We start from the raw sequence: 20,625 nt of genomic DNA on the forward strand, positions 1-20,625 counted from the left end.
TCTGCCGCGTCACACCTCTGGGAACCTCACCGCCCCGGCGCTACCCTCCGCGCATGATTCCGACCGTGGTGTGGGGAACCGGAAATGTCGGGCGCGCGGCCATCCGGGCCGTCGACGCCCATCCGGCGCTCGAACTCTCGGCCGTCCTCGTCGCGAACCCCGCCAAGGTCGGCCGGGACGCGGGCGAGCTCGCCGGGCTCGGGCGCCGGCTCGGCGTCGTCGCCGAGGACGACGTGGCCACCGTCCTGGCCCGGGCGCCGCGGGCCGTGGTGTACGCGGCGTCCGGCGACCTGCGCCCCGACGAGGCGCTGGCCGACGTCGTACGGGCGGTACGGGCCGGGGCCGTCGTGGTGACGCCCGCGCTCTATCCGCTGTACGACCACCGGAGCGCGCCGCCCGAGTTCCGCGAGCCCGTCCTGGCGGCGGTCAAGGAAGGCGGCGGCTCGCTGTTCGCCTCGGGCGTGGACCCGGGCTGGGGCAACGACGTGCTGCCGCTCCTGGTCAGTGGGCTGGGCTCCACCGTGGAGGCCATCCGCTGCCAGGAGATCTTCGACTACTCGACGTACGAGCAGGAGGAGTCGGTGCGCCTCCTGGTCGGCATGGGGCAGCCCATGGAGTACGAGCCGCCGATGCTGCTGCCCTCCGTGCCGACCATGGTGTGGGGCGGCCAGCTGCGGCTGATGGCCCGGGCGCTCGGCGTCGAGCTCGACGAGATCCGCGAGACGCTCGAGCGGCGGCCGCTGGCGGCGACCGTGCGGACCCGGACGATGGGCGAGTTCGCGGCGGGGACCCAGGGCGCGGTGCGCTTCGAGGTGCAGGGGATCGTCGACGGCGAGCCGCGCCTGGTGATCGAGCACGTCACCCGGATCCATCCGGACTGCGCCCCGGACTGGCCGGTGCCGCCGGACGGTTCGGGGGCGCACCGGGTGATCGTCGAGGGCCGGCCGCGGATCGAGGTCACGGTCGAGGCGTCGGACGAGGGCGAGAACCGGTCCGCGGGCGGGAACGCGACCGCCGTGGGCCGTCTCGTGGGGGCCGTCGACTGGCTGGTGGAGGCGGAGCCGGGGCTGTACGACGCGCTGGACGTGCCGTTGCGCCCGGCGGTGGGGAAGCTGGGAAGGAGACCGCGGTGATCATCGACATTCCCGAGGGGCAGGAGCCGATCGGGTACGTGTGGGGCGACATGGTGCCCGGGATCGGGATGGCGGCGGCGAACTTCTCGCTGTCCGTGTACGCCCATACGACGCTCGGGCTGCGCGAGTTCGAGGCGGCGCGGCTGCGGATCGCGCAGATCAACGGATGCCGGTTCTGTCTGGACTGGCGCACGGACCGGGACGGCGAGAAGGTCGAGGCGGCGTTCGCGGACGCGGTCCTCCAGTGGCGTACGACGGAGGTCTTCGACGAGCGGACCCGGCTGGCGGCGGAGTACGCGGAGCGGTACGCGCTGGACCACCACAACCTGGACGAGGAGTTCTGGGCGCGGATGACGGCCGCGTACAGCCAGGTGGAGATCGTGGAGCTGACGATGAGCCTGGGCTCGTGGCTGGCGTTCGGCCGGCTCAACCGGGTGCTCGGGCTCGACACGGTGTGCGTGCTGCCGACGCACTGAACCGTACCGACAGAGGGGCCGGCCGGGATCTCCCGGCCGGCCCCCGTCGTACCCCGTCCGTCCGCCCTCAGAGGTCGGTGGCGATGATCTGCTCGATGTTGCGTTCGGCGAGCGCCGTGATCGTGACGAACGGGTTGACGCTGGTGCTGCCCGGGATGAGAGCGCCGTCGATGACGTACAGCCCGTCGTATCCGTACAGCCGGCCGTAGTTGTCGGTGGCCTCGCCGAGGACGGCGCCGCCGAGCGGGTGGTACGTGAGATGGTCGCCCCAGATCTTGTAGGCCCCGAAGAGGTCGGTCCGGTAGATCGTCCCCTCCTTGGCGTTGATGGTGTCGAAGATGGTCTTCGCCGCGTCGATGGAGGTCTGCTTCCAGGCCCGGTCCCAGCCGAGGTCCACGCGTCCGGTGGTCGGGTTCCAGCTGAACTCTGCGCGGTGCGGGGTGCGGGTGATGGAGAGGTAGAAGGACGCGTAGGTCTCGATGCCGGTGGGCAGCGGGGCGACCTCGGCGAAGGCGCCGCCGCGGTCCCAGTTGTCGATGCCCGCGGTGGGCATCGAGGACTGGAGCGTGCCGGTGGGGTCCCACATGTGGTTGGCCCGGCCGCACATGACGTTGCCGTTGTCGCCCCAGTTCTTGCCGACCCGGTCGTTGAGCGCGGGCAGCGCGCCGGTGGCCCTGAGCCGGGTGAGCAGCTTGCTGGTGCCGACGCTGCCGGCGGCGAAGAACACCCGGTCGGCGGTGACGCTCTTCGTCTCGGCGACGGTCCCGGTGGTGTCGAGGCGGTCGATGGTGACGGTGTAGCCGCCGCCGGCCGCCGGCGTGACGCCGGTGACCTTGTGCAGCGGCGAGACGGCGACCCGGCCGGTCTCGGCGCACCGCGCGAGATAGGTCTTCTGCAGGCTCTTCTTGCCGTGGTTGTTGCCGTAGATGACCTCGGCGTCCAGGGCGGACTTCGGCACGGCCCCGAGGGCCTCCTGCTTCATGTAGTCCCAGTCGTAGACGTTGGGCACGAAGACGAAGGGGAAGCCGGAGCGCTCGGCGTGCTTGCGGCCGACCCGCGCGTACTGGTAGCAGTCGGCGTTCTCCCACCACGTCCGGTCGACGGAGGTGACACCGAGGCCCGCGTTGGCGCGCGGATAGTAGACCCGGTACATCTCGCCGGGATCCACGGTCGGCAGCAGGCTCGGGAACACCTCCTGGCGCGGGGTGACGGCCATGCCGCCGTTGACGAGCGATCCGCCGCCGACGCCCCGGCCCTGGTAGACGGTGATGCCGGCGAAGTCCTCGGCGTCGAGGATGCCGGTGTAGAGGGGCACGTCCTTGTCGAGCGGATAGCCGAGGAACTGGCTGATCGGCTGCTTGGTGCGGGTGCGCAGCCAGAACGAGCGGTAGTCGGGCCTGGTGGTGTTGGCGAAGATCTTCCCGTCGGACCCGGCCGTGTCCCAGGCCATCCCCATCTCGATCATGTGCACGTCCACCCCGGCCTGCGCGAGCCGCAGCGCCGCCACGGACCCGCCGTACCCGGTCCCGACGACGAGCGCGGGCACCCGCGCCCCGTCCGGAATGGGCGCGCAGAGCCCGGCGGGGGTGGTGGCGGTGGTGTCCGCGCTCGCCGTGCCGGCGTGGCCGGCGAGCGCGAGACCGCCCAGCAGAGAACCGGTTCCCGTGACGAACCGACGACGTGTCAGACCTCTGGATGCCGAGGCCGGAAAGGATCTGTCACTCACGTGATGTTCCTCACTCTGGAGTGAATGGGAACATGTTCTACTGGCGGGTTCTTGGGAAGTCACGAGAAACCGACGGGTAACTTCGGCCGGGTTCCGTCCTCCTGTACGCGCGTGCGGCGCTCGCCCTTCAGGCCGCCAGGAAGCCCTCGATCGCGTCCGCCAGTGCCTTCGGGGTCTCCTCCGGGGCGTAGTGGCCCGCGTCCGGGAGGACCGTGAGGCGGGCGTTGGGGTACCAGCGCAGCCAGGTGGACTCCATGGCGTCCGCGCCGAGGGCCGGGTCGTGTGCGCCGACGACGAGCAGGACGGGGGCCGGGTTGTCGCGGACGCGCTCGTGGAAGTCGGTGCGCGACCAGGAGTCGAGGTAGGCGCGGAAGGCGGTGGCGGAGGAGCGGGTCACCGAGCGGTCCACCAGGGCGGAGAGCCAGGCGTCGTCGTAGCGGCCGCCGGTGGTGTTGTCGATGATGGCGCGGCGGTTGCCGTGGTTCTCGGCGGCGCCCGCGAACAGCTCCCAGGTGTCGGCGTCGAGGGGGAAGCCGGCGGCGGAGACCGGGGAGATCCCGACGACCGAGCGCACCCGCTCGGGCGCGTCGAGCAGCATCAGCTGGGCGGCCTTGCCGCCCATGGAGTGGCCGACGACGGAGAAGGTGTCCCAGCCGAGGTCGTCGGCGACGGCGAGGGCGTCGGCGGCGACCTCCTCCATGGTGTACGCGCCGTCGGCGTCGATCGCCTCGCCGTAACCGCGGCAGTCCAGGAAGGCGTAGGTCCCGGCGGACCCGTCAAGGTGTTCGCGCAGCGGCGCGAAGCTCGTGCGGTCGCCGAACCAGTTGTGCAGCACCAGGGCGCGGCTCGGACCGCTGCCCTCCACGTCGTAGGGAAGAACCCGGCCGGTCATCGTGCCCCCTGGTCGTGAGATCCGTAGGGCCCGAGTCTCGCGAGCGGCGGCGGCCGGGGTCAATGCCCCCGGAGAGTGGTTCGGGAGCCGCCGTTTCCGGATGCGTGAGGCTTCCGGGCGGGCGCATCCTGGCTGTGTGACGTCGTACGGCGCGGCAGGCCCCGCCCCGTCGGCCGGGCCCGGGCCGCCGCCCCGGGGCGGTGGTGCCGACGGGCCCGCGGCGGACGCCCTGACGGTGGTGCTCGCGGAGTCGGTGCTGCGCGCGGTCGAGGCGGCCGGCGGCTACGCGGGCGGGGTCTACCTGCAGTCCGGGACACCGGGGCTGCTGCGCCTCGCGGTGCTCGCGGGGCTGCCGGCGCCGCTGTTCCGCCCGTGGTGGCGGATGCACGTCAACCGCCCGTTCCCGGTGGCGGAGGCCCACCGCTCGGGGCAGCCGGTGCACCTGGGGGACGTCGAGGAGGCCATGCGGCTGTTTCCGCAGCTCGTGGCGAGCCTGCCGTTCCCCTTCGCCTCCCTCTACACGCCGGTCGTCGGCGGCCGCGAGCGGTTCGGGGTCCTCGTGGTGCTGCGCGCCCCGACGCCCGGAGTACCGGTCGACGCGCGGGACCGGGCCCGGATGACGCAGGAGGCGCGGCGGCTCGGAGTCACCCTCGGTGGACTGGCCGGACACGGCACGCTGGTGGAGTGGCCGGGCGAGCCGGTCTCCGTACAGCTCCCGGCCCGTATCGCCCCGCCCGTGCGGATCGGCTACTTCGACTGGAACCTGGCCACCGGCACGGTCAACGCGGACGCGGGGCTGCGGGAGATCCTCGGCGAGCCCACGCCGTTCCCGTGGACCGTGGAGGCGCTGACCGCCCGGCTCGTGCCGGAGGACGCGTACGCCCTGTGGGCGCTCGCCCGGCAGGCCGCCGACTCGGGCGGCCCGGCGGCGCGCCGGATCCGCTTGAAGGGGCCGGACGGCGGGCTGCACCTCCTGGAGGTCACGGCGCGCCCGCTGCGCAGCGGCCGGGACGAGAACGTGATCACCGGTTCGCTCGTCGACCTCGGCAGCGGGCTCGTCGGCTCGGACGCCACCGACCGGCTGCCGCGGGCGATCCTCGCCATCGACCGGCTGGGCCGGATCACGTACGTCAACGAGCGCACCGAGGCGCTGCTCGGGCGGCCGCGCGGGGCGCTGGCCGGGCTGCCGCTGTGGGAGGCCCTGCCGTGGTTCGCCCACCCGTACCACGAGGAGCAGCTGCGCGGGGCGCTGCTCTCGGACCAGCCCATCCATTTCCTGGCCCACCCGGGGCGCGGCGAGTGGCTGTCGCTCTCGCTCTATCCGGGGCACGACGGGGTGACGCTGGTCATGGAGCCGGAGAGCGACCCGGCCGGGCCGCTCCGGGTCACGCCGATCGGTGAGGGCGACGGGCTCTCCTCCCCGGAGGGCCGGGCGGCGGCGATCTACCGTCCGGTGGCGCTGGCGATCGCCCTCTCCGAGGCGGTGACGGCCCGCCAGGTGTCCGCGGTGGTCACCGATGAGCTCCTGCCGGCCTTCGGCGGCCGACAGCTGGCGATCTATCTCCTGAGCGAGCGGCACCTCTACATGGCGTGGGAGACCGGTTTCCCGAAGGGCTTCCTGGAGCCGTTCGACGGTGTCGGCCTGGACGCGCACGTACCCGGCGTGGAGACGCTGACGACCGGACGGCCGCTGTTCTTCGAGTCGATGGAGCAGCTCGGCACGGCCTATCCGGGGATGCCCCTCGACGCGCAGTCGGGCGCCCGGGCGTTCCTGCCGCTGATCGCCTCGGGCCGGCCGGTGGGCACCTGCATCCTCGGTTTCGACGAACCGCGCGGCTTCACCGCCGAGGAGCGAACGGTGCTCACCGCGCTCGCGGGCCTGATCGCCCAGGCCCTGGAGCGGGCACAGCGGTACGACTCCGAGTCCGCGCTCGCCCGCGGGCTGCAGGACGCGCTGCTCCCGCACCGGCTGCCGGTGTACGAGGGCGTCGAGACCGTCGGCCGCTATCTGCCGGGCACGCAGGGCATGGACGTGGGCGGTGACTGGTACGACGTGATCGAGACGTTCCCCGGGCACCTGGCCCTGGTCATCGGCGACGTCCAGGGCCATGGGGTGGCCGCGGCGGCGACCATGGGTCAGTTGCGCAGCGCCGTGCGGGCGTTCGCCCTCGGCGGGCACCCGCCGGAGGACGTGGTGCGGGGCACCAACCGGCTGCTCATCGACCTGGACCCGGGCCAGTTCGCGAGCTGCTGCTACATCGCCCTCGACCCGGCGACCGGCGAGGCGCAGGCGGCCAGGGCCGGGCATCCACAGCCGCTGCTGCGCCGGTCGGACGGCACGGCGGAGGTGGTGGAACTGGCGGGCGGCGTGGTCCTCGGGGTCGACGACACCGCCACCTATCCGGTGACCCGGCTGCGGCTCGGGCCGGGCGAGGTCCTCGCGCTGTTCACGGACGGCCTGGTGGAACGGCCCGGCACCGACATCGACGAGGGCATCGAGCGGCTGCGCCGCAGCTTCGCCGCGACCGGCACGGCCGCCCTCGCGGAGACCGCCGACCGGCTGATGCGCGAGGCCCGGCAGGCCCCGGACCGCCCGGACGACATCGCACTGCTGCTCGCGGCGCGCTGGGAACAGCGCGGCCACCGACCGTGACGTCCGGCGGGCCGTCGCCGTCACCCGGTCGGATGTGCGGCGTGGTCGCTCGGACGGTGCGCGGGGAGGCTGGCAGCACCGGGGGATCGCCGGCAGGCCGTTCGAGGAGGAGATGTGCAGCAGGACAAGCAGCCGGAGTACCGGCCCGTGGTGTTCCGTGACCGGTCGGCCGGGTTCGCCTTTCTGACCCGGTCCACGGCGACGAGCGAGCAGACGATCGAGTGGGACGACGGCGAGACGTACCCGGTCGTGGACGTCGAGATCTCGTCGGAGAGCCACCCCTTCTACACGGGCAAGGCGCGGACGGTGGACACCGAGGGACGGATCGCGAAGTTCGAGCGCCGTTACGGCGAGGACGACGGCTGAGCCCAGCGCTTCCGGACAGGCTCGGAAAAGTGGCCAAGAGATGGCCGGTTCGCCTTCCAGGATGAGTGATGTGACCGCGGCGGGAGCTTTCCGCCCCGCCGGGTCACTTCCTGAATCTTCTTGGAAGGAACCCATCATGATCGTGGTCACCGGAGCGACCGGGAACGTCGGACAGCTGCTCGTGGCGGCTCTCGCGGAGGCCGGCGAGGACGTGACGGCGGTGAGCCGCCGGGCGGGCACGGCGCCGCTGCCCGAGGGCGTACGGCACCGGGCCGCCGACCTGGCCCGGCCGTCGGAGGCGGCCGCCGCGTTCGCGGGTGCCGACGCCGTGTACCTGCTGGTCGCCGGGGTCGGTGCGGAGCTGGATCCGCGCGCGATCGTCGCCGCCGCCGTGACGGCAGGGGTGCGCCGGATCGTCCTGCAGTCCTCGCAACTCATCGCCACCCGCCCGGACTCGCCGTCGCACGCCCCGCTGCGCGCTTTCGAGACGGCGGTACGGGAGTCGGGCCTGGAGTGGACGATTCTGCGGCCGTCCGGTTTCGCCTCCAACGCCTTCCTCTGGTCCGAGTCGGTGCGCGCCGCCCGGACGGTCGCCGCGCCCTTCGCCGATGTGGCGCTGCCGGTCGTCGACCCGGCGGACATCGCGGACGTGGCCGCCGCCGCGCTCCGCGAGGACGGGCATCAGGGGCGTACGTACGTGCTGACCGGCCCGGCGGCGGTGAGCCCCCGTGAGCAGGCGGCGGCGCTCGCGCGGGCGGTGGACGCGCCGGTGCGGTTCGTGGCGCAGACCCGGGCGGAGGCGCGCGCCCATCTGGTGCGGTTCCTGCCGGAGCCGGCCGTGGACGGGATGCTGTCGGTCCTGGGCGAGCCGAGCGCGGAGGAGCAGCGGGTGAGCCCGGACGTGGCCCGGGTGCTCGGCCGCGCCGGGCGGCCGTTCGCGGCGTGGGCGGAGCGCAACGCGGCCGCCTTCGCCTGAGTCCTGTCCGGCCTGTCCGGCCTGTTCCGGGGCGTTGTCAGTGGTGGCTCGTACGGTGGTCGGTGCCGGTGGGGAGCCGGCCCTGCGGGGTGACGACGGGAGGCGGGATCATGCGGGAGCTGTATCTGGCGGAGGTGGGGGCCTGCGTGCGATGGCTCGATCTGCCGGGCACCCAGGGCGCCGACGAGGGGCCGGCGCGGGTGTTCGTGCACGGTCTGGGCTGCACCGGCACATCGGACTTCGCGCACATCGCGGTGCACCCGGCGCTGGCCCGGCGGCGCTCGATCCTGGTCGATCTGCTGGGTTTCGGGCTGAGCGACCGGCCGGGCGGCTTCGACTACCGGATGGAGTCCCAGGCGGCGGTCGTGGCCCGGATCCTCGACCACGAGGGCCTGAGCGGGGTGGAGCTGGTGGGGCACTCGATGGGCGGGGCCGTCGCGGTCCATCTCGCCGCCGCGCGCCCGGATCTGGTGGACCGGCTGGTGGTGGCCGAGCCCAACCTGTATCCGGGCGGGGGGATGTTCTCCTCCCCGGTCGCCGCGCAGGACGAGCAGTCCTTCGTGCGCGAGGGCTTCGCGGCGATGCTCGCCTCGCAGCGGCGGGCGGACTACGCGGCGCGGCTGCGGCTCGCGGATCCGCTGGCCGTGCACCGCAGCGCCGTGGCGCTGGTGCAGGGTTCGGTGCCGGCGGCGGGTGACCTGTTCACGGCGCTGCAGCGGCCACGGGCGTTCCTGGTGGGCGAGGCGAGTCTGCCGGACGCCGATGCCGAGAAGGTGGCGGCGGAGGGCATACCCGTGCTCGTGGTCCCGGCTGCCGGTCACAACCTGACGATCGACAACCCGGACGGCTTCGCCCGGGCGCTGGCCGAGGCGCTCGCCTGACGGCGTGCGACCGCCCCCGGGCCGGTGCGGCACGGGGGCGGGTGGTCGAGTGGGTCAGCCCTCGACGATGCCGGACTTGGCGACGCGGATGTCACCCTTGGTGCGGCCGGACGGGGTGCCGAGGCCCTCGATCTTCGTGACGACGTCCATGCCCTCGACGACCTCGCCGAAGACGACGTGCTTGCCGTCGAGCCACGGGGTCACGACGGTCGTGATGAAGAACTGGGAGCCGTTGGTGTTCTTGCCCGCGTTCGCCATCGAGAGCAGACCCGGACGGTCGTGCTTCCGCTCGAAGTTCTCGTCGGCGAACTTCTCGCCGTAGATGCTCTTGCCGCCGGTGCCGTTCTCGTTGGTGAAGTCACCGCCCTGCAGCATGAACTGGGGGATGACACGGTGGAACGGGGAGCCGGCGTAACCGAAGCCGTTCTGGCCGGTGCACAGCTCGCGGAAGTTGCGGGCGGTCTGCGGGACGACGTCGTCGTACAGCTTGAAGACGATCCGGCCCGCGGGCTGCTTGTCGATGGTGATGTCGAAGTAAACGTTCTCGCTCATGGGGACATCCTGTCATTTCCCAGGTACTGCGCGCGCACGGGCCACCGCCTCTCGGGTGGCGGCGGCGTGAACGCGCCCCGCGCCGCCCTTCAGGCCGGACGGTGGGGGGCGCGGAAGCACGCCGCGTGAGCGGTCAGATCAGGCCGCCGGTGTGCAGGGTCTGGACGGTGTCACCGGCCTTCTCGACGGTCCCGTGCAGAAGGGCGCCGGCGCCCTGGTCCTCCTGGAGCAGGCCGGTGATCCCGTCGACCGGGCTGCTGCTCTCCGCGGCGGAGGCGTGCGGAGTGGGGCTGACGAGGGCGGTGACGACACCGGCGGCGAGGGAGGCGATGGCGAGCATGCTGCGCTTCTTCATGGCCTGGTCAACTGCCGAGGAGCGCCGAGGTTACGGGGGCGCCCGCGCCCTTTCCCGTACGCCCCACCTCGTCCGCCCGCGGCCATACACCCGTACACGAACGAATCGGAAGAAAAACACAGAACGGGAGGAACCGTATAGTTGAGGCGGATGTCTCTCCCAGTGACACCACTGTCCCCGTCGCAGAAGAAAGCCGGGGGACGTCATGCTCCACCGTCAGAGCCTCGCGGCCACGGCCGCCGGCATCCTCCTCGCCGCCGGGATCGGGGCCACCGTCCCCACCGGCGCCACCGCCGCACCGCCCCGTACGACGACCCCGCCGGCCACGGCCCAGGTCGTCGACGTCCGCTGGGGCGGTCACCCCACCTTCGACCGGCTCGTCGTCGACGTCCGGGGCAAGATGCCCCCGGTCACCGTCAAGCCCGTGAAGGTGCTGCGTTACGACGGCTCGGGCAACCGGGTCCCGCTCCCCGGGAGGTTCTTCCTGGAGATCAAGCTCTCGCCCGCCACCGCCCACAACGCCGCCGGCCAGTCCGTCTACCAGGGACCCCGGCTGGTCAGGATCCATCTGCCCGCGCTCAGGGGCGTCGCCCTCACCGGCGACTTCGAGGGCGTGGTCACCTTTGGAGCGGCCTTCCACACCAAGCCCGTCTACAAGTCCTTCGTGCTGCACTCCCCCGAGCGCTTCGTGCTCGACATCGCCCACCCGGTCCACCCGATGCCCCACTGCCAGCGGTGATTCCGCGGGGGCCCCGCCCCGGGGCGGCGACCGTCCGGCGACGGTCACCGCCCCTCGCCGTATCCCCGGCCGGACCCGGCTCACCAGTCGTGGCCGGACTCCAGGTACAGGGTGGCTCCGGTCCTGCGGGCCCGGTCGACCTCGGCGAGGCGGCGGAAGGAGCGCGGCTTCATCTCCGCCTCCCACTCGGCAAGGGTCCGCAGCCGGTACTCGGTGTGTTCGGCCGGGTCGAGGACCACGGCGGCGATCTGCTCGTCGGACAGTTCGCCGCCGTCGAAGATGAACCCGATGTGGTTGGCCGGCCACTGCTCGCCACGGTCGGTGACGAAGTGGGCCGCGAGCAGCCGCGGTTCGCCCTCGTACACCAGGCCGGTCTCCTCCCGGCACTCCCGGACGGCCGTCTCCCAGGGCGTCTCCCCCGGGTCCATGTTCCCGCCGGGCCACTGCCACACCCCGGGCTCGAAGGCCGCGCGCAGCTGGAGGGGGCGGCCGTGGGTGTCGGTGAAGTAGAGGCAGGCGTACGCGGTCGCTCTCGGCAGCGTCGCGATGAACTCGGCGGGCGGCAGCCAGGTGTTCGCCATGGGCGGCTCTCTCTCGGCAGGCGAATGGATCACCGCCCATCCAAGCGGTCGGAGCGCCCCGGCCGGGCCCTGAGCCCGGTCATCACCGGATCGTGTGATCACGGGCATCGCCTCTGGACCCATGGGGGCTCAGGGCTGTTCCGAGCCGGGCGGCTCGCGGTTGAGGCGGCGCAGCAGGAGGATTTCGTGGACCAGACGGCCGACGAGGGCGCTGCCGTAGACGACGAAGCCGACGCCGACGAGCCAGGACTGGAGCACGAGGACGGTGCCGAACTGTCCGTATGTCACCGCGTTGGAGGCGATGAGCGGGGAGAAGACGTACTGCGAGAAGACCCGCAGGCCGAGCAGGCCGAGCGAGGTGAGGACGGCGCCGGGGAGCAGGGCCCGCCAGCGGATCCGGCCGCACAGCAGGAAGCGCTGCGACCACCAGAAGAAGACGAAGGTGCCGGTGAGGTCGGCGGCGGCGACCAGGACGGTTTCGCCGGTGGACGACTGCTCCGGGGTGGGGGCGGCGACGAAGAGCAGGAGCGCGGCGACCAGGACGGCGAGCCAGACGACGTGGCGCCACATGGTGTGCCAGCGCGCGGTGGGCAGGTCCCAGACGCGTTCGTAGCCGGTCTGGACGGCCGAGCCGAAGGTCACGCCGAAGGCGGCGAGCGCGGCGAGACCGAACGCGGTGGTGCGCTCCAGGGCCGCCCCCGGCTGCCCGAAGAGCCGTTCGACCTCTTCCCGGGAGACCTCGGAGACGCCGAGGCCCTCGATGAGCCAGCGGGCGAAGCCGTGGCCGCTGGCGAGGTCGGCGGCGGCGACGACGATGAGGAGCGGGATGAGGGTGAGCAGGCTGAGCGCGGCGAACCCCATGGCGCGGTGCATGAGCTCCATCTCGCGCCCGCGGTTCCACACCAGCCCGACGGGTGAGGCGAGGACGCGGGCGTACTGCCGGGGAAACCAATGGCCGTGCTCGCTGGGGACATCGTCGTGCGGCGCACCGGAAGTGGGGGGCATGCCTCGTGGGGTACCCCGCTCACCGGCCGAACCCGTCCGGCGTGCCGCCGAACGGGTGGGGCCGGGCCGGAAGAGGCCGGGTTCCGGAGCTCCGGCTCCGAGGCGCCGGTTCCGGACCTCCGGTTTCGAGGCGCCGGTTCCGGACCTCCGGTTTCGAGGCGCCGGTTCCGGAGCTCCGGTTTCGAGGCGCCGGTTCCGTGGCTCCGGTGTCTGGTGCCCGGGCGTCCGGTGTCCGGGTGTCCGGTGTCCGGGTGTCCGGTGTCCGGGTGTCCGGGTGTCCGGTGTCCGGGTGTCCGGTGTCGGGTGAGGTGTCAGAAGCGGGCGTACGGGCGCCCGGTGTGGGTGCAGTGGTCGGGGGCGGTGTCGTCGCCGGGGTACGGGGCCCCGGTGGCTTGGAGGGCGGCGCTCACGAGGGTCGCCAGGAGGTCGATGTCCGATCCGGTGTCCAGACGGACCGTCACCCAGCCGGAGCCGGCGCGCAGTCGGAGCGCGCTGGAGCCGAGGAGGGCCGGCCGGAGCCGGGCGATCATGGCACGGGTGAGGTGGACTTCGGCCTCGTGCTCGCCGTGGAAGTGCACGATCTCCTGCGTCGCGGTGCGCAGTCCGAGCTCGGCGCCGCACGGCGTGCGGTCGGCGATCAGCGAGGGCCAGCTCATCAGGCGTTCACTGGCGTGCCTGGCTGTGTTCATACCGAGGAGAGTGCCGCGCCGCGCGGACCGGCACAAGCGTCCGGCCGAAAGAAATCCGCCGGGGCCGAAAACCGTCTACTCGCCTCAGGATTCGGGGCGTTCGCGGACCCGGGCGGCGAGCACGGCGACGTCGTCCTCCGCGGTGTGCGCGTCGAGCCGGCGCAGCACCTCGTCGACGACCGCTTCCGGGCCGGAGCCGGCCGGCAGGCGGAGCGCGGCGAGCCGGGCGAGGGAGGCGTCGATGTCCTCGCCGCGCCGTTCGACCAGGCCGTCGGTGAAGAGCAGCAGGGTGTCGGCGGGGGTGAGGGTGCGGACGGCCGGCTCGTAGCCGCCGAGGCCGGTGCCGAGCGGCGGACCGACGGGGAGGTCGACCAGTTCGGCGGAGCCGTCGGCGGCGAAGACGACGGGCGGGAGGTGGCCGGCGCTGGCGAAGGTGGCGGTGGCGCGGGCCGGGTCGACCTGGATCAGCAGGCAGGTGGCGGGGCGCCTGGCCTCGTCCTCGGCGACGACGGCGTCCAGCTGGCGCAGCACCCGGTGCGGCGGCAGGTCGGTGGCGGCGACCTCGCGCAGGGCGCCGCGGTAGGCGTTCATGTCGACGGCGGCGTCCAGACCGTGGCCCATGACGTCGCCGACGACGAGGAGGCTGCGGCCGAAGTGGAGCCGTACGGTCTCGAACCAGTCACCGCCGACGAGGGTGCGCGGCCCGGCCGGCAGATAACGGCCGGCGATCTCCAGGTTGGGGTGCGGGCGGCCCGGTTCGGCGACCAGGGCGCGCTGCAGGTGCAGGGCGGTGGCCTCGGTGGCGGCGAGCCGGCGGGCGTGGCGGAGGTGGACGGCGGCGAGCCGGGCGGCATGGGCGACCACGGCCGTGTCGTGCCCGGAGAAGCCCTCGCCGGCCCGCGCCACCCGGACGCGGCCCAGCTCCTCCCCGGTGGCGGCGAGGAGCGGCACGGCGAGGACGGCGGCGGCGGGCGGGGCGCCGCGGCCGACGGCGCCCGGGCCTTCAGCACCCGCGCCCGCAGTGCCCGCACCCTCAGGTCCCGCGCCCTCAGCGGCCGCGCCCTCGGTGCCCGCGCCCTCGGCGGCCGCATCCGCCGTGTCCTTCAGCAGGGCCGGGTCTCCGGCCACGGCGGCGGGTCCGGGAGTGGCCGGCGCGCCGTCCTGGGGGTGGAGGTCGACGGCGGCGGCCCCGGCGACTCGGCGGACCAGGAATCCGGCCAGTTCGGCGCAGATGACCCGCTCGTCGAGCCGGGTCCCTATCTCGGTGGCGGCGTGCTCCAGAGCGTCGAGCCGGGCGAGGACGGCCTCGTACTCCCCCGCCGGCTCCCCCGCCGGCAGGAACCGTTCCCCTGCTCGTTCCGACACCGCACCTCCACCACCGTTCCGCCTCTCCCCCATTCCATCAGCGGCCCGCCCGCACCGCGCGCGGCGCCCCCTGACCAGCGGCGGGAGCAAGGCCGTCGCATGATGACGCGCCGGACGCTACGCTGCGACTACTGGCCGGTAACCATTGCTCGCACTCCGGGGGAACAGCCATGACGACCGGGTACTTCAGCTCCGTCGACGACGTCGCCGCACGCCTCGCCGCCACCGGCTATCTGGCCTCGCCCGCCGTCGCCACCGCCGTCTTCCTCGCCGACCGGCTGGGCAAGCCGCTGCTCGTCGAGGGACCCGCCGGGGTCGGCAAGACCGAGCTGGCGAAGGCCGTCGCCCGGGTCGCCGGGGCCCGCCTCGTACGGCTGCAGTGCTACGAGGGCGTCGACGAGTCCCGGGCGCTGTACGAGTGGAACCACGCCAAGCAGCTGCTGCGGATCACCGCGGGCCGCGGCGAGAGCTGGGACGAGACCCGCACGGACATCTTCGGCGAGGAGTTCCTGCTCGCGCGGCCGCTGCTGACCGCCATCCGCTCCGACGAGCCGACCGTGCTGCTCGTCGACGAGCTGGACAAGGCCGACGTGGAGGTCGAGGGGCTGCTCCTGGAGGTCCTGAGCGACTTCCAGGTGACCGTGCCCGAGCTCGGCACGATCACGGCGACCCGCCGCCCCTTCGTCGTGCTCACCTCGAACGCCAGCCGCGAGCTTTCCGAGGCCCTGCGCCGCCGCTGTCTCTTCCTGCACATCGGCTTCCCGGAGGAGGAGCTGGAGCGCCGGATCGTACGCGGCAAGGTGCCCGGGATCGACGAGGCGCTGGCGGCCTCGGTGGTCCGGGTGGTGGGCGCGCTGCGGGCCATGGACCTGCGCAAGGCGCCCTCGGTCGCGGAGACCGTCGACTGGGCCCGCACCCTCCTCGCGCTCGGCGCCGGCGCGCTCTCGGAGGAGGTCGTGCGGCGGAGCCTCGGCGTGATCCTGAAGCACCAGGAGGACATCCAGAAGGCGGCCGCCAAGCTCGACCTGGACGCGGTGTGACCGCCGGCCGGGAACCGCATCCCGAAAGGATCACCGACCGGGTCACCGGCCTCGTCCAGGCCCTGCGGGCGCACGGCTTCGGCATCGGCACCGGCGAGACCGTCGACGCCGGGCTCGCGCTCACGGCGGTGGGCTTCGAGGACCGGGAGCGGATGCGGGAGGCGCTCGCGGCGACGCTGCTGCACGGCGAGGGCCAGCGGAAGGTGTTCGACCGGGTCTTCGACCTGTACTTTCCGCTCGTCGAGGGGCGCGAGCAGGAGCCCGGCCCCGGGGCGGGCGACCCGGCGGCGGAGCTCGGGGAGCTGCGGGACCGGCTCGCCGCCGCGCTCGCCGCGGGCGACGACACCGGGCTCACCCGGCTGGCCGGCGAGGCCGTGGGGATGCTCGGCGGCTACGGCGCGACGCCCGGCTCGGACGGCTGGTCCTCGTACCAGACGCTGTCCCGGCTGCGCCCCGAGACCCTGCTCGCCCGGATCCGGACGGCGCTGCGGCAGGAGACGGGTCAGGACGTGGGCGAGGCGGAGTTCGCCGACCGGCTCGCGGACGACGAGATCCGGCGGCGCATCGAGGACTTCCGGGAACGGGTGCGGACCGAGGCGCGCCGCCGGGTCGCCCAGCGGCAGGGCCGCGACCGGGTGGCGCGGCGGGCCGTGGAGGCGACCCCGGACCGGGTCGACTTCCTGCTCGCCGGCCGGGCCCAGCTGGACGAGCTGCGGCGTACGGTACGGCCGCTGGCGCGGCGGCTCGCGACCCGGCTCGCCGCGCGCCGCCGCCGGGCCGCGCGCGGCGAGATCGATCTGCGGCGCACCCTGCGGCGTTCCCTGTCGACCGGCGGCGTGCCGATGCGGCCGGTACTGAGGCAGCGGCGTCCCGGGCGGCCCGAGCTGGTGCTGCTGTGCGACGTGTCGGGCTCGGTGGCGGGCTTCGCGCACTTCACGATGCTGCTCGTGCAGGCGCTGCACGACCAGTTCAGCCGGGTGCGGGTGTTCGCCTTCGTCAACCGGGTCGACGAGGTGACGGACCTGGTGGCCCGGGGCCGCGCGGACCCGGCCGGGCTCGGCGAGCGGATCCTCGCGGAGGCGGAGCTGACCGGCTGGCACGGGCAGAGCGACTACGGGACGGCCCTCGGCGAGTTCGCCGAGCGGTACGCGGACGCGCTGGGCCCCCGCACCGTCGTCTTCGTCCTCGGCGACGCCCGTACCAACCGCAGCGACCCGAACCTGCCGGCCCTGAAGCGGATCGCGGACGGGGCCCGCCGGGTGTACTGGCTGAACCCGGAACAGCCCGCGCTCTGGTCCACCGGCGACTCCGTCGCCCACGCCTACGCGGAACTCGTCGACATGCGCCCCTGCCGGAACGCCCGCCAGCTCGCCGACCTGGTCGGACGGCTGCTCCCCGTGTGAGCGGCAGCGGGTACCGTGGCTCGCATGGAACTCATCGGTGAGATAACGACCGGCCGCCCGCTCCTCGTCCTCGCGGTCAAGGAGGAGGCCCAGCACCTCGACACCGACCTGCCCGTGCTGCTCACCGGCATGGGCAAGGTCAACGCGGCGACCGTGCTCGCGACCGCCCTCGCCCGCGGGCCGCGGCCCTCCGAGGTCGTCAACCTCGGCACGGCGGGCGCGCTGCGCCCCGGCTGGACCGGCACGCATCTGATCGGCACCGTGGTCCAGCACGACTTCGACGGGCAGCTCCTCGCCACCCTCACCGGCGAGACCTACGGCGCGCCGCTCACCCTGGCCGGCGGCGGCGAGGCCGTCCTCGCCACCGGCGACGCGTTCATCGCCGACGAGGCGTCCCGCGAGCGCCTCGCCGCCCGCGCCGCCCTCGTCGACATGGAGGGCTACGCGCTCGCCTCGGCTGCCGCGCTCGCCGGGGTCCCGCTGCGCATGGTCAAGCACGTCAGTGACGACGCCGGCGAGGGCGCGGGCCGCAGCTGGCGCGAGTCGGTCGCGGAGTGCGCGCGGGCGCTCGCGGACTGGGCGCAGGCGAACACGCCGTACCGGAGCTGAGCCGGGTACCGGCCCGCCTGCGGCGGTGGCTGAGACCCGCCTCACGGCCCCTGACGGGGGCGGAGCCCGGCACCGCACCCATCCCTGACGGCGTCTGGGACTGCGCGCGCTCCCCAACCCGCCCCGGGACACGTGCACTTCGTCGTGCCGTTCCTCGGACCTCCCTTGACATCGCTGAACCGCCCCTGCCTAAGCTGGGGCGGTTCCCTTCCGGACCCGTGGAGGCCACCGTGCACGCACCGAGCGCCGCGCAGCGCCGTGGCCGTCGTGCCGTGCGGGCCGGGGCCCTGCTGAGCTGCCGGCGGCACGTGGACTTCTGCCGCACCGCCTCCGCCATCTGTCCTTCCGCACACCGCTGATCACCGCCCGACCGCCGCGCGAGCCGTTCCCCTTCGGCCGCCGCGCCGCCGTCTCGGGCCGTCGTGTGCCGCGCTCCCGCTGAGCTCCCTCCGTATCGCCTCCTCGCCATGGCCGCGTGCCGTCATGCCCTCATGTCGCCCTGCGCATGCGGAGGTGGCGACACGGAGACGTGCCTCCGGACCGGCCCGGTGACGGCCCGCCCTGTCGCCTCAGCCTCTCGGAAGGACTCCCATGCCTCATCCGCCCCTGCACCTGGCCGTCGAGATCGACGGCGACGGTGCCCATCCGGCCGCCTGGCGCCGTGCCGCGCACGCGCCCGATGCCCTGCTGACACCGCGTCGGGTCGCGAGGACCGCGGCCGTCGCGGAGAACTCCGGCTTCACCCTGGTCACGCTCGACGACGACATCCTGCCGCCCGGCTCCGCCGCCTCGGGCGGCCCGGCGGGGCGGCTCGGGGCCGTCGAGCGGGCCGCGTACATCGCCGCGTCCACCAGCGTGATCGGCGTCGCGCCGGTCGTGGCGACCACCTACGCCGAACCGTTCCACGTCTCGACCCGGCTCGCCTCGCTCGACCACGTCTCGGTCGGCCGGGCCGGCTGGGTCGTGGGCGTCGAGGAGACGGCCGAGGCCGCCCGGGCCTGGGGACGGCCCCGGGTGGAGGGCCAGGCGGCGCTGCGCCGGGAGGCGGTCGACGGCGTGCGCGTGGTGCGTGACCTGTGGGACTCGTGGGAGGACGACGCCGTCATCCGGTCCGTGGCGACGAGCCGCTATCTGGACGGCGAGCGGCTGCACTACGTGGACTTCGAGGGCGAGACGTACAGCGTGAAGGGCCCGGCGATCGTGCCCCGCCCGCCGCAGGGCAGGCCCGTGGTGCTCGCGCCCGCCGGGCTCGTGCCCCCGGAACTCGTCGACGTCGCCCTGGTGGAGGGCGCCTCCCCCGCCCTGCTCGGCGAGGCGGCGGCCGCCTCGGGCGCTCCGCTCGCGTTCGCCGAGATCGAGGTGGCCCTGGACACGCCCGCCGAGTCGGCGGCGGACCGGATCGCGGACCTGGAGCGGTACGCCTCGTGGGACACGGCGCCCGGCAGGCCACCGGGCAGGCTGCGCTACACCGGCCCGGCGCGGGGACTGGTCGCGCTCCTCGAGGAGCTGAGCGGCCTGGTCGACGGGGTGCGGCTGCGTCCGCTGGTCCTGGACGAGGACCTGGCGGTCCTCTCGCGCCTGGTGCTGCCCGAGCTGTTCGTACGACGGGTGGCGGCGCGTCCGCTGCCCGGCGCCACGCTCCGCACCGCCCTCGGACTCCCCCGCCCCGACAGCCGCTTCGCCACCGCCGCCGGCACCGCCACCGCCTCCCTGGAGGGGAACCGATGACGCGCACCGACCCGCAGGACGTGCCCCGCCCCGACGCCCGGCTGCACTTCGGGGTGTTCTTCCAGGGCGTCAACCACTGGACCGTCTGGTCGCACCCGGAGAGCGGCTCGCAGATCGATCCGGCCTCCTTCCGCCGGATCGCGCAGACCGCCGAGCGCGGGCTGTTCGACGCGTTCTTCCTCGGTGACGGGCTGCGGCTGCGCGAGACGGACGGCCGGGTGCACGAGCTGGACGTGGCCGGGCGGCCGGACGCGCTGGTGCAGCTGTCCGCGCTCGCCGCGGTCACCCACCGGATCGGCCTCGTCTCGACGTCCAACACGACCTTCAACGAGCCGGGCGACCTGGCCCGCCGCTTCGCGAGCCTCGATCTGCTCTCCGGCGGCCGGGCCGGCTGGAACGTCGTCACCACGGACAACGCCTGGACCGGGGCCAACTTCCGCCGCGGCGGCTTCCTCGACCACGCCGACCGCTACACCCGCGCCGAGGAGTTCCTCCGGCTGGCCCGGGCGATCTGGGACGGCTGGGCGGACGGGGCGACGGCCGAGTCGGCCGACGCCCGCACCTGGTCCGTGCCGGGCACGATCGGTCAGGTGCGGGCCGCGGGCCCGCAGTTCGACGTGGAGCTGACGCCGACGCAGCCGCGCAGCCCGCAGGGGCATCCGGTGATCTTCCAGGCGGGCGACTCGCCCGCGGGCCGGGACTTCGCGGCGCGCAACGCGGACGTCATCTTCTCCGCACACGGCCAGGACTTCGACGACGCGCTCGCGTTCGCCGAGGACATCCGGCGGCGGCTGCGCGCGGCCGGGCGGCCGGAGGACGCGCTGCGCATCCTGCCGGGCACGGAGATCATCATCGGCGCGACGGAGAAGGAGGCCGAGGAGAAGGCCCGCTGGATCCGCCTCGAACAGGTCACGCCCGCCACCGCGCTCGCCATCGCGGGCCGGCTGTGGAACCTGGACCTGTCGGGGCGGGACGCCGACGGGCCGCTGCCCGCCGAGGATCCGGTGATCGTGGAGAACACCGGCGCGTTCGGCTCGGCGCGGGTCCGCGACCCGCGGGCCGTGGTCGCCGAGTGGCGGGCCAGGGCGGAGGCGAACGGCTGGTCGCTGCGGGAGACGGTGATCGAGCTGGGTCCGCAGCGCGGGCACGTCGGCACCCCGTCCGGACTCGCCGACAAGTTCACCCACTTCGCCCGGCACGGCGCCGTCGACGGCTTCAACATCACGCCGTATCTGATCCCGGACGGCCTCGACGACATCGTCGAGCTGCTCGTGCCGGAGCTCCAGGAGCGGGGGGCATACCGGACGGCGTACACGGGGACGACGCTGCGCGAGCACCTGGGCTTGAGGCCGGTGTCCTGAACCGTTCGGACACCGGGCGAGGGGCCGGGCGACACCGCGTTCAGCGCCTCGGTCAGGGTGTCCTTGAAGACCGTGACGTCCTTGGTGGTGTCGCC

20 protein-coding genes are annotated in these 20,625 nt (G+C 73.8%); 12 read left to right on the forward strand and 8 right to left on the reverse strand.

The annotated features are described in order from the left end of the window. The first annotated feature begins 53 nt into the window (after positions 1-53). On the forward strand, positions 54-1,133 hold the full coding sequence (locus ACWEV0_RS27270) for an NAD(P)H-dependent amine dehydrogenase family protein (RefSeq protein WP_453152154.1): 1,080 nt from the start codon (positions 54-56) through the stop codon (positions 1,131-1,133). Then, positions 1,130-1,609 carry a carboxymuconolactone decarboxylase family protein gene (locus ACWEV0_RS27275; RefSeq protein WP_453152155.1) on the forward strand — a complete coding sequence of 160 codons (480 nt, stop codon included), beginning with the start codon at positions 1,130-1,132 and terminating at the stop codon, positions 1,607-1,609. Before ACWEV0_RS27270 ends, ACWEV0_RS27275 begins: the two co-directional genes overlap by 4 nt. A gap of 67 nt (positions 1,610-1,676) precedes the next feature. Here the strand turns inward: ACWEV0_RS27275 and ACWEV0_RS27280 are convergent, their stop codons facing one another. Continuing rightward, positions 1,677-3,335, reverse strand: coding sequence for a GMC oxidoreductase (locus tag ACWEV0_RS27280; protein ID WP_453152156.1), 1,659 nt, complete (start codon positions 3,333-3,335; stop codon positions 1,677-1,679). Positions 3,336-3,462: 127 nt separating this feature from the next. Continuing rightward, the gene (locus ACWEV0_RS27285) at positions 3,463-4,227 is read right to left on the reverse strand and encodes an alpha/beta fold hydrolase (protein ID WP_453152157.1); all 765 of its coding nucleotides are present in this window, start codon (positions 4,225-4,227) and stop codon (positions 3,463-3,465) included. Positions 4,228-4,363: 136 nt separating this feature from the next. Between ACWEV0_RS27285 and ACWEV0_RS27290 the strand changes: the two genes are divergently transcribed. From ACWEV0_RS27290 to ACWEV0_RS27305, 4 genes are all read left to right on the forward strand, one after another. After that, complete coding sequence (locus ACWEV0_RS27290) at positions 4,364-6,880, forward strand: SpoIIE family protein phosphatase (protein ID WP_453152159.1); 2,517 nt, start codon at positions 4,364-4,366, stop codon at positions 6,878-6,880. A gap of 114 nt (positions 6,881-6,994) precedes the next feature. Further along, positions 6,995-7,246: a type B 50S ribosomal protein L31 gene (locus ACWEV0_RS27295; protein ID WP_453152161.1), complete on the forward strand. Its 252-nt coding sequence runs from the start codon at positions 6,995-6,997 to the stop codon at positions 7,244-7,246. 136 nt (positions 7,247-7,382) lie between these two features. After that, on the forward strand, positions 7,383-8,222 hold the full coding sequence (locus ACWEV0_RS27300; protein WP_453152162.1) for an NAD(P)H-binding protein: 840 nt from the start codon (positions 7,383-7,385) through the stop codon (positions 8,220-8,222). A 110-nt stretch (positions 8,223-8,332) separates the two neighbouring features. Further along, positions 8,333-9,103, forward strand: a complete 771-nt coding sequence (locus ACWEV0_RS27305) for an alpha/beta fold hydrolase (protein ID WP_453152163.1) — start codon at positions 8,333-8,335, stop codon at positions 9,101-9,103. Between the two features lie 54 nt (positions 9,104-9,157). Here ACWEV0_RS27305 and ACWEV0_RS27310 read toward each other — a convergent pair whose 3' ends face one another. Next, positions 9,158-9,655 carry a peptidylprolyl isomerase gene (locus ACWEV0_RS27310; protein ID WP_453152164.1) on the reverse strand — a complete coding sequence of 166 codons (498 nt, stop codon included), beginning with the start codon at positions 9,653-9,655 and terminating at the stop codon, positions 9,158-9,160. Between the two features lie 133 nt (positions 9,656-9,788). Then, a complete protein-coding gene (locus ACWEV0_RS27315) occupies positions 9,789-10,010 on the reverse strand; it encodes a hypothetical protein (RefSeq protein ID WP_453152165.1) in 222 nt (73 codons plus the stop codon). A gap of 205 nt (positions 10,011-10,215) precedes the next feature. Here ACWEV0_RS27315 and ACWEV0_RS27320 point away from each other — a divergent pair, with 205 nt between their 5' ends. After that, complete coding sequence (locus ACWEV0_RS27320) at positions 10,216-10,749, forward strand: AMIN-like domain-containing (lipo)protein (protein WP_453152166.1); 534 nt, start codon at positions 10,216-10,218, stop codon at positions 10,747-10,749. Between the two features lie 80 nt (positions 10,750-10,829). Here the strand turns inward: ACWEV0_RS27320 and ACWEV0_RS27325 are convergent, their stop codons facing one another. From ACWEV0_RS27325 to ACWEV0_RS27340, 4 genes are all read right to left on the reverse strand, one after another. After that, a complete protein-coding gene (locus ACWEV0_RS27325) occupies positions 10,830-11,330 on the reverse strand; it encodes an NUDIX domain-containing protein (RefSeq protein ID WP_453152167.1) in 501 nt (166 codons plus the stop codon). A 129-nt stretch (positions 11,331-11,459) separates the two neighbouring features. Beyond that, complete coding sequence (locus ACWEV0_RS27330) at positions 11,460-12,335, reverse strand: YhjD/YihY/BrkB family envelope integrity protein (protein WP_453152168.1); 876 nt, start codon at positions 12,333-12,335, stop codon at positions 11,460-11,462. A 311-nt stretch (positions 12,336-12,646) separates the two neighbouring features. Continuing rightward, the gene (locus ACWEV0_RS27335; RefSeq protein ID WP_453152169.1) at positions 12,647-13,024 is read right to left on the reverse strand and encodes a luciferase domain-containing protein; all 378 of its coding nucleotides are present in this window, start codon (positions 13,022-13,024) and stop codon (positions 12,647-12,649) included. 84 nt (positions 13,025-13,108) lie between these two features. Then, on the reverse strand, positions 13,109-14,389 hold the full coding sequence (locus ACWEV0_RS27340) for a PP2C family protein-serine/threonine phosphatase (RefSeq protein ID WP_453152171.1): 1,281 nt from the start codon (positions 14,387-14,389) through the stop codon (positions 13,109-13,111). 170 nt (positions 14,390-14,559) lie between these two features. Here ACWEV0_RS27340 and ACWEV0_RS27345 point away from each other — a divergent pair, with 170 nt between their 5' ends. From ACWEV0_RS27345 to ACWEV0_RS27365, 5 genes are all read left to right on the forward strand, one after another. Next, complete coding sequence (locus ACWEV0_RS27345; protein ID WP_453152173.1) at positions 14,560-15,429, forward strand: AAA family ATPase; 870 nt, start codon at positions 14,560-14,562, stop codon at positions 15,427-15,429. Next, complete coding sequence (locus ACWEV0_RS27350; RefSeq protein WP_453152174.1) at positions 15,426-16,832, forward strand: vWA domain-containing protein; 1,407 nt, start codon at positions 15,426-15,428, stop codon at positions 16,830-16,832. The genes ACWEV0_RS27345 and ACWEV0_RS27350 overlap by 4 nt, the downstream gene beginning before the upstream one ends. A gap of 24 nt (positions 16,833-16,856) precedes the next feature. Next, positions 16,857-17,441, forward strand: coding sequence for a nucleosidase (locus tag ACWEV0_RS27355; protein WP_453152175.1), 585 nt, complete (start codon positions 16,857-16,859; stop codon positions 17,439-17,441). Between the two features lie 591 nt (positions 17,442-18,032). Next, positions 18,033-19,169: an LLM class flavin-dependent oxidoreductase gene (locus tag ACWEV0_RS27360; protein WP_453152176.1), complete on the forward strand. Its 1,137-nt coding sequence runs from the start codon at positions 18,033-18,035 to the stop codon at positions 19,167-19,169. Continuing rightward, a complete protein-coding gene (locus ACWEV0_RS27365; RefSeq protein WP_453152178.1) occupies positions 19,166-20,530 on the forward strand; it encodes an NtaA/DmoA family FMN-dependent monooxygenase in 1,365 nt (454 codons plus the stop codon). The genes ACWEV0_RS27360 and ACWEV0_RS27365 overlap by 4 nt, the downstream gene beginning before the upstream one ends. Positions 20,531-20,625: the final 95 nt, after the last annotated feature.

The organism is Streptomyces sp. NPDC003943 (assembly GCF_053605265.1).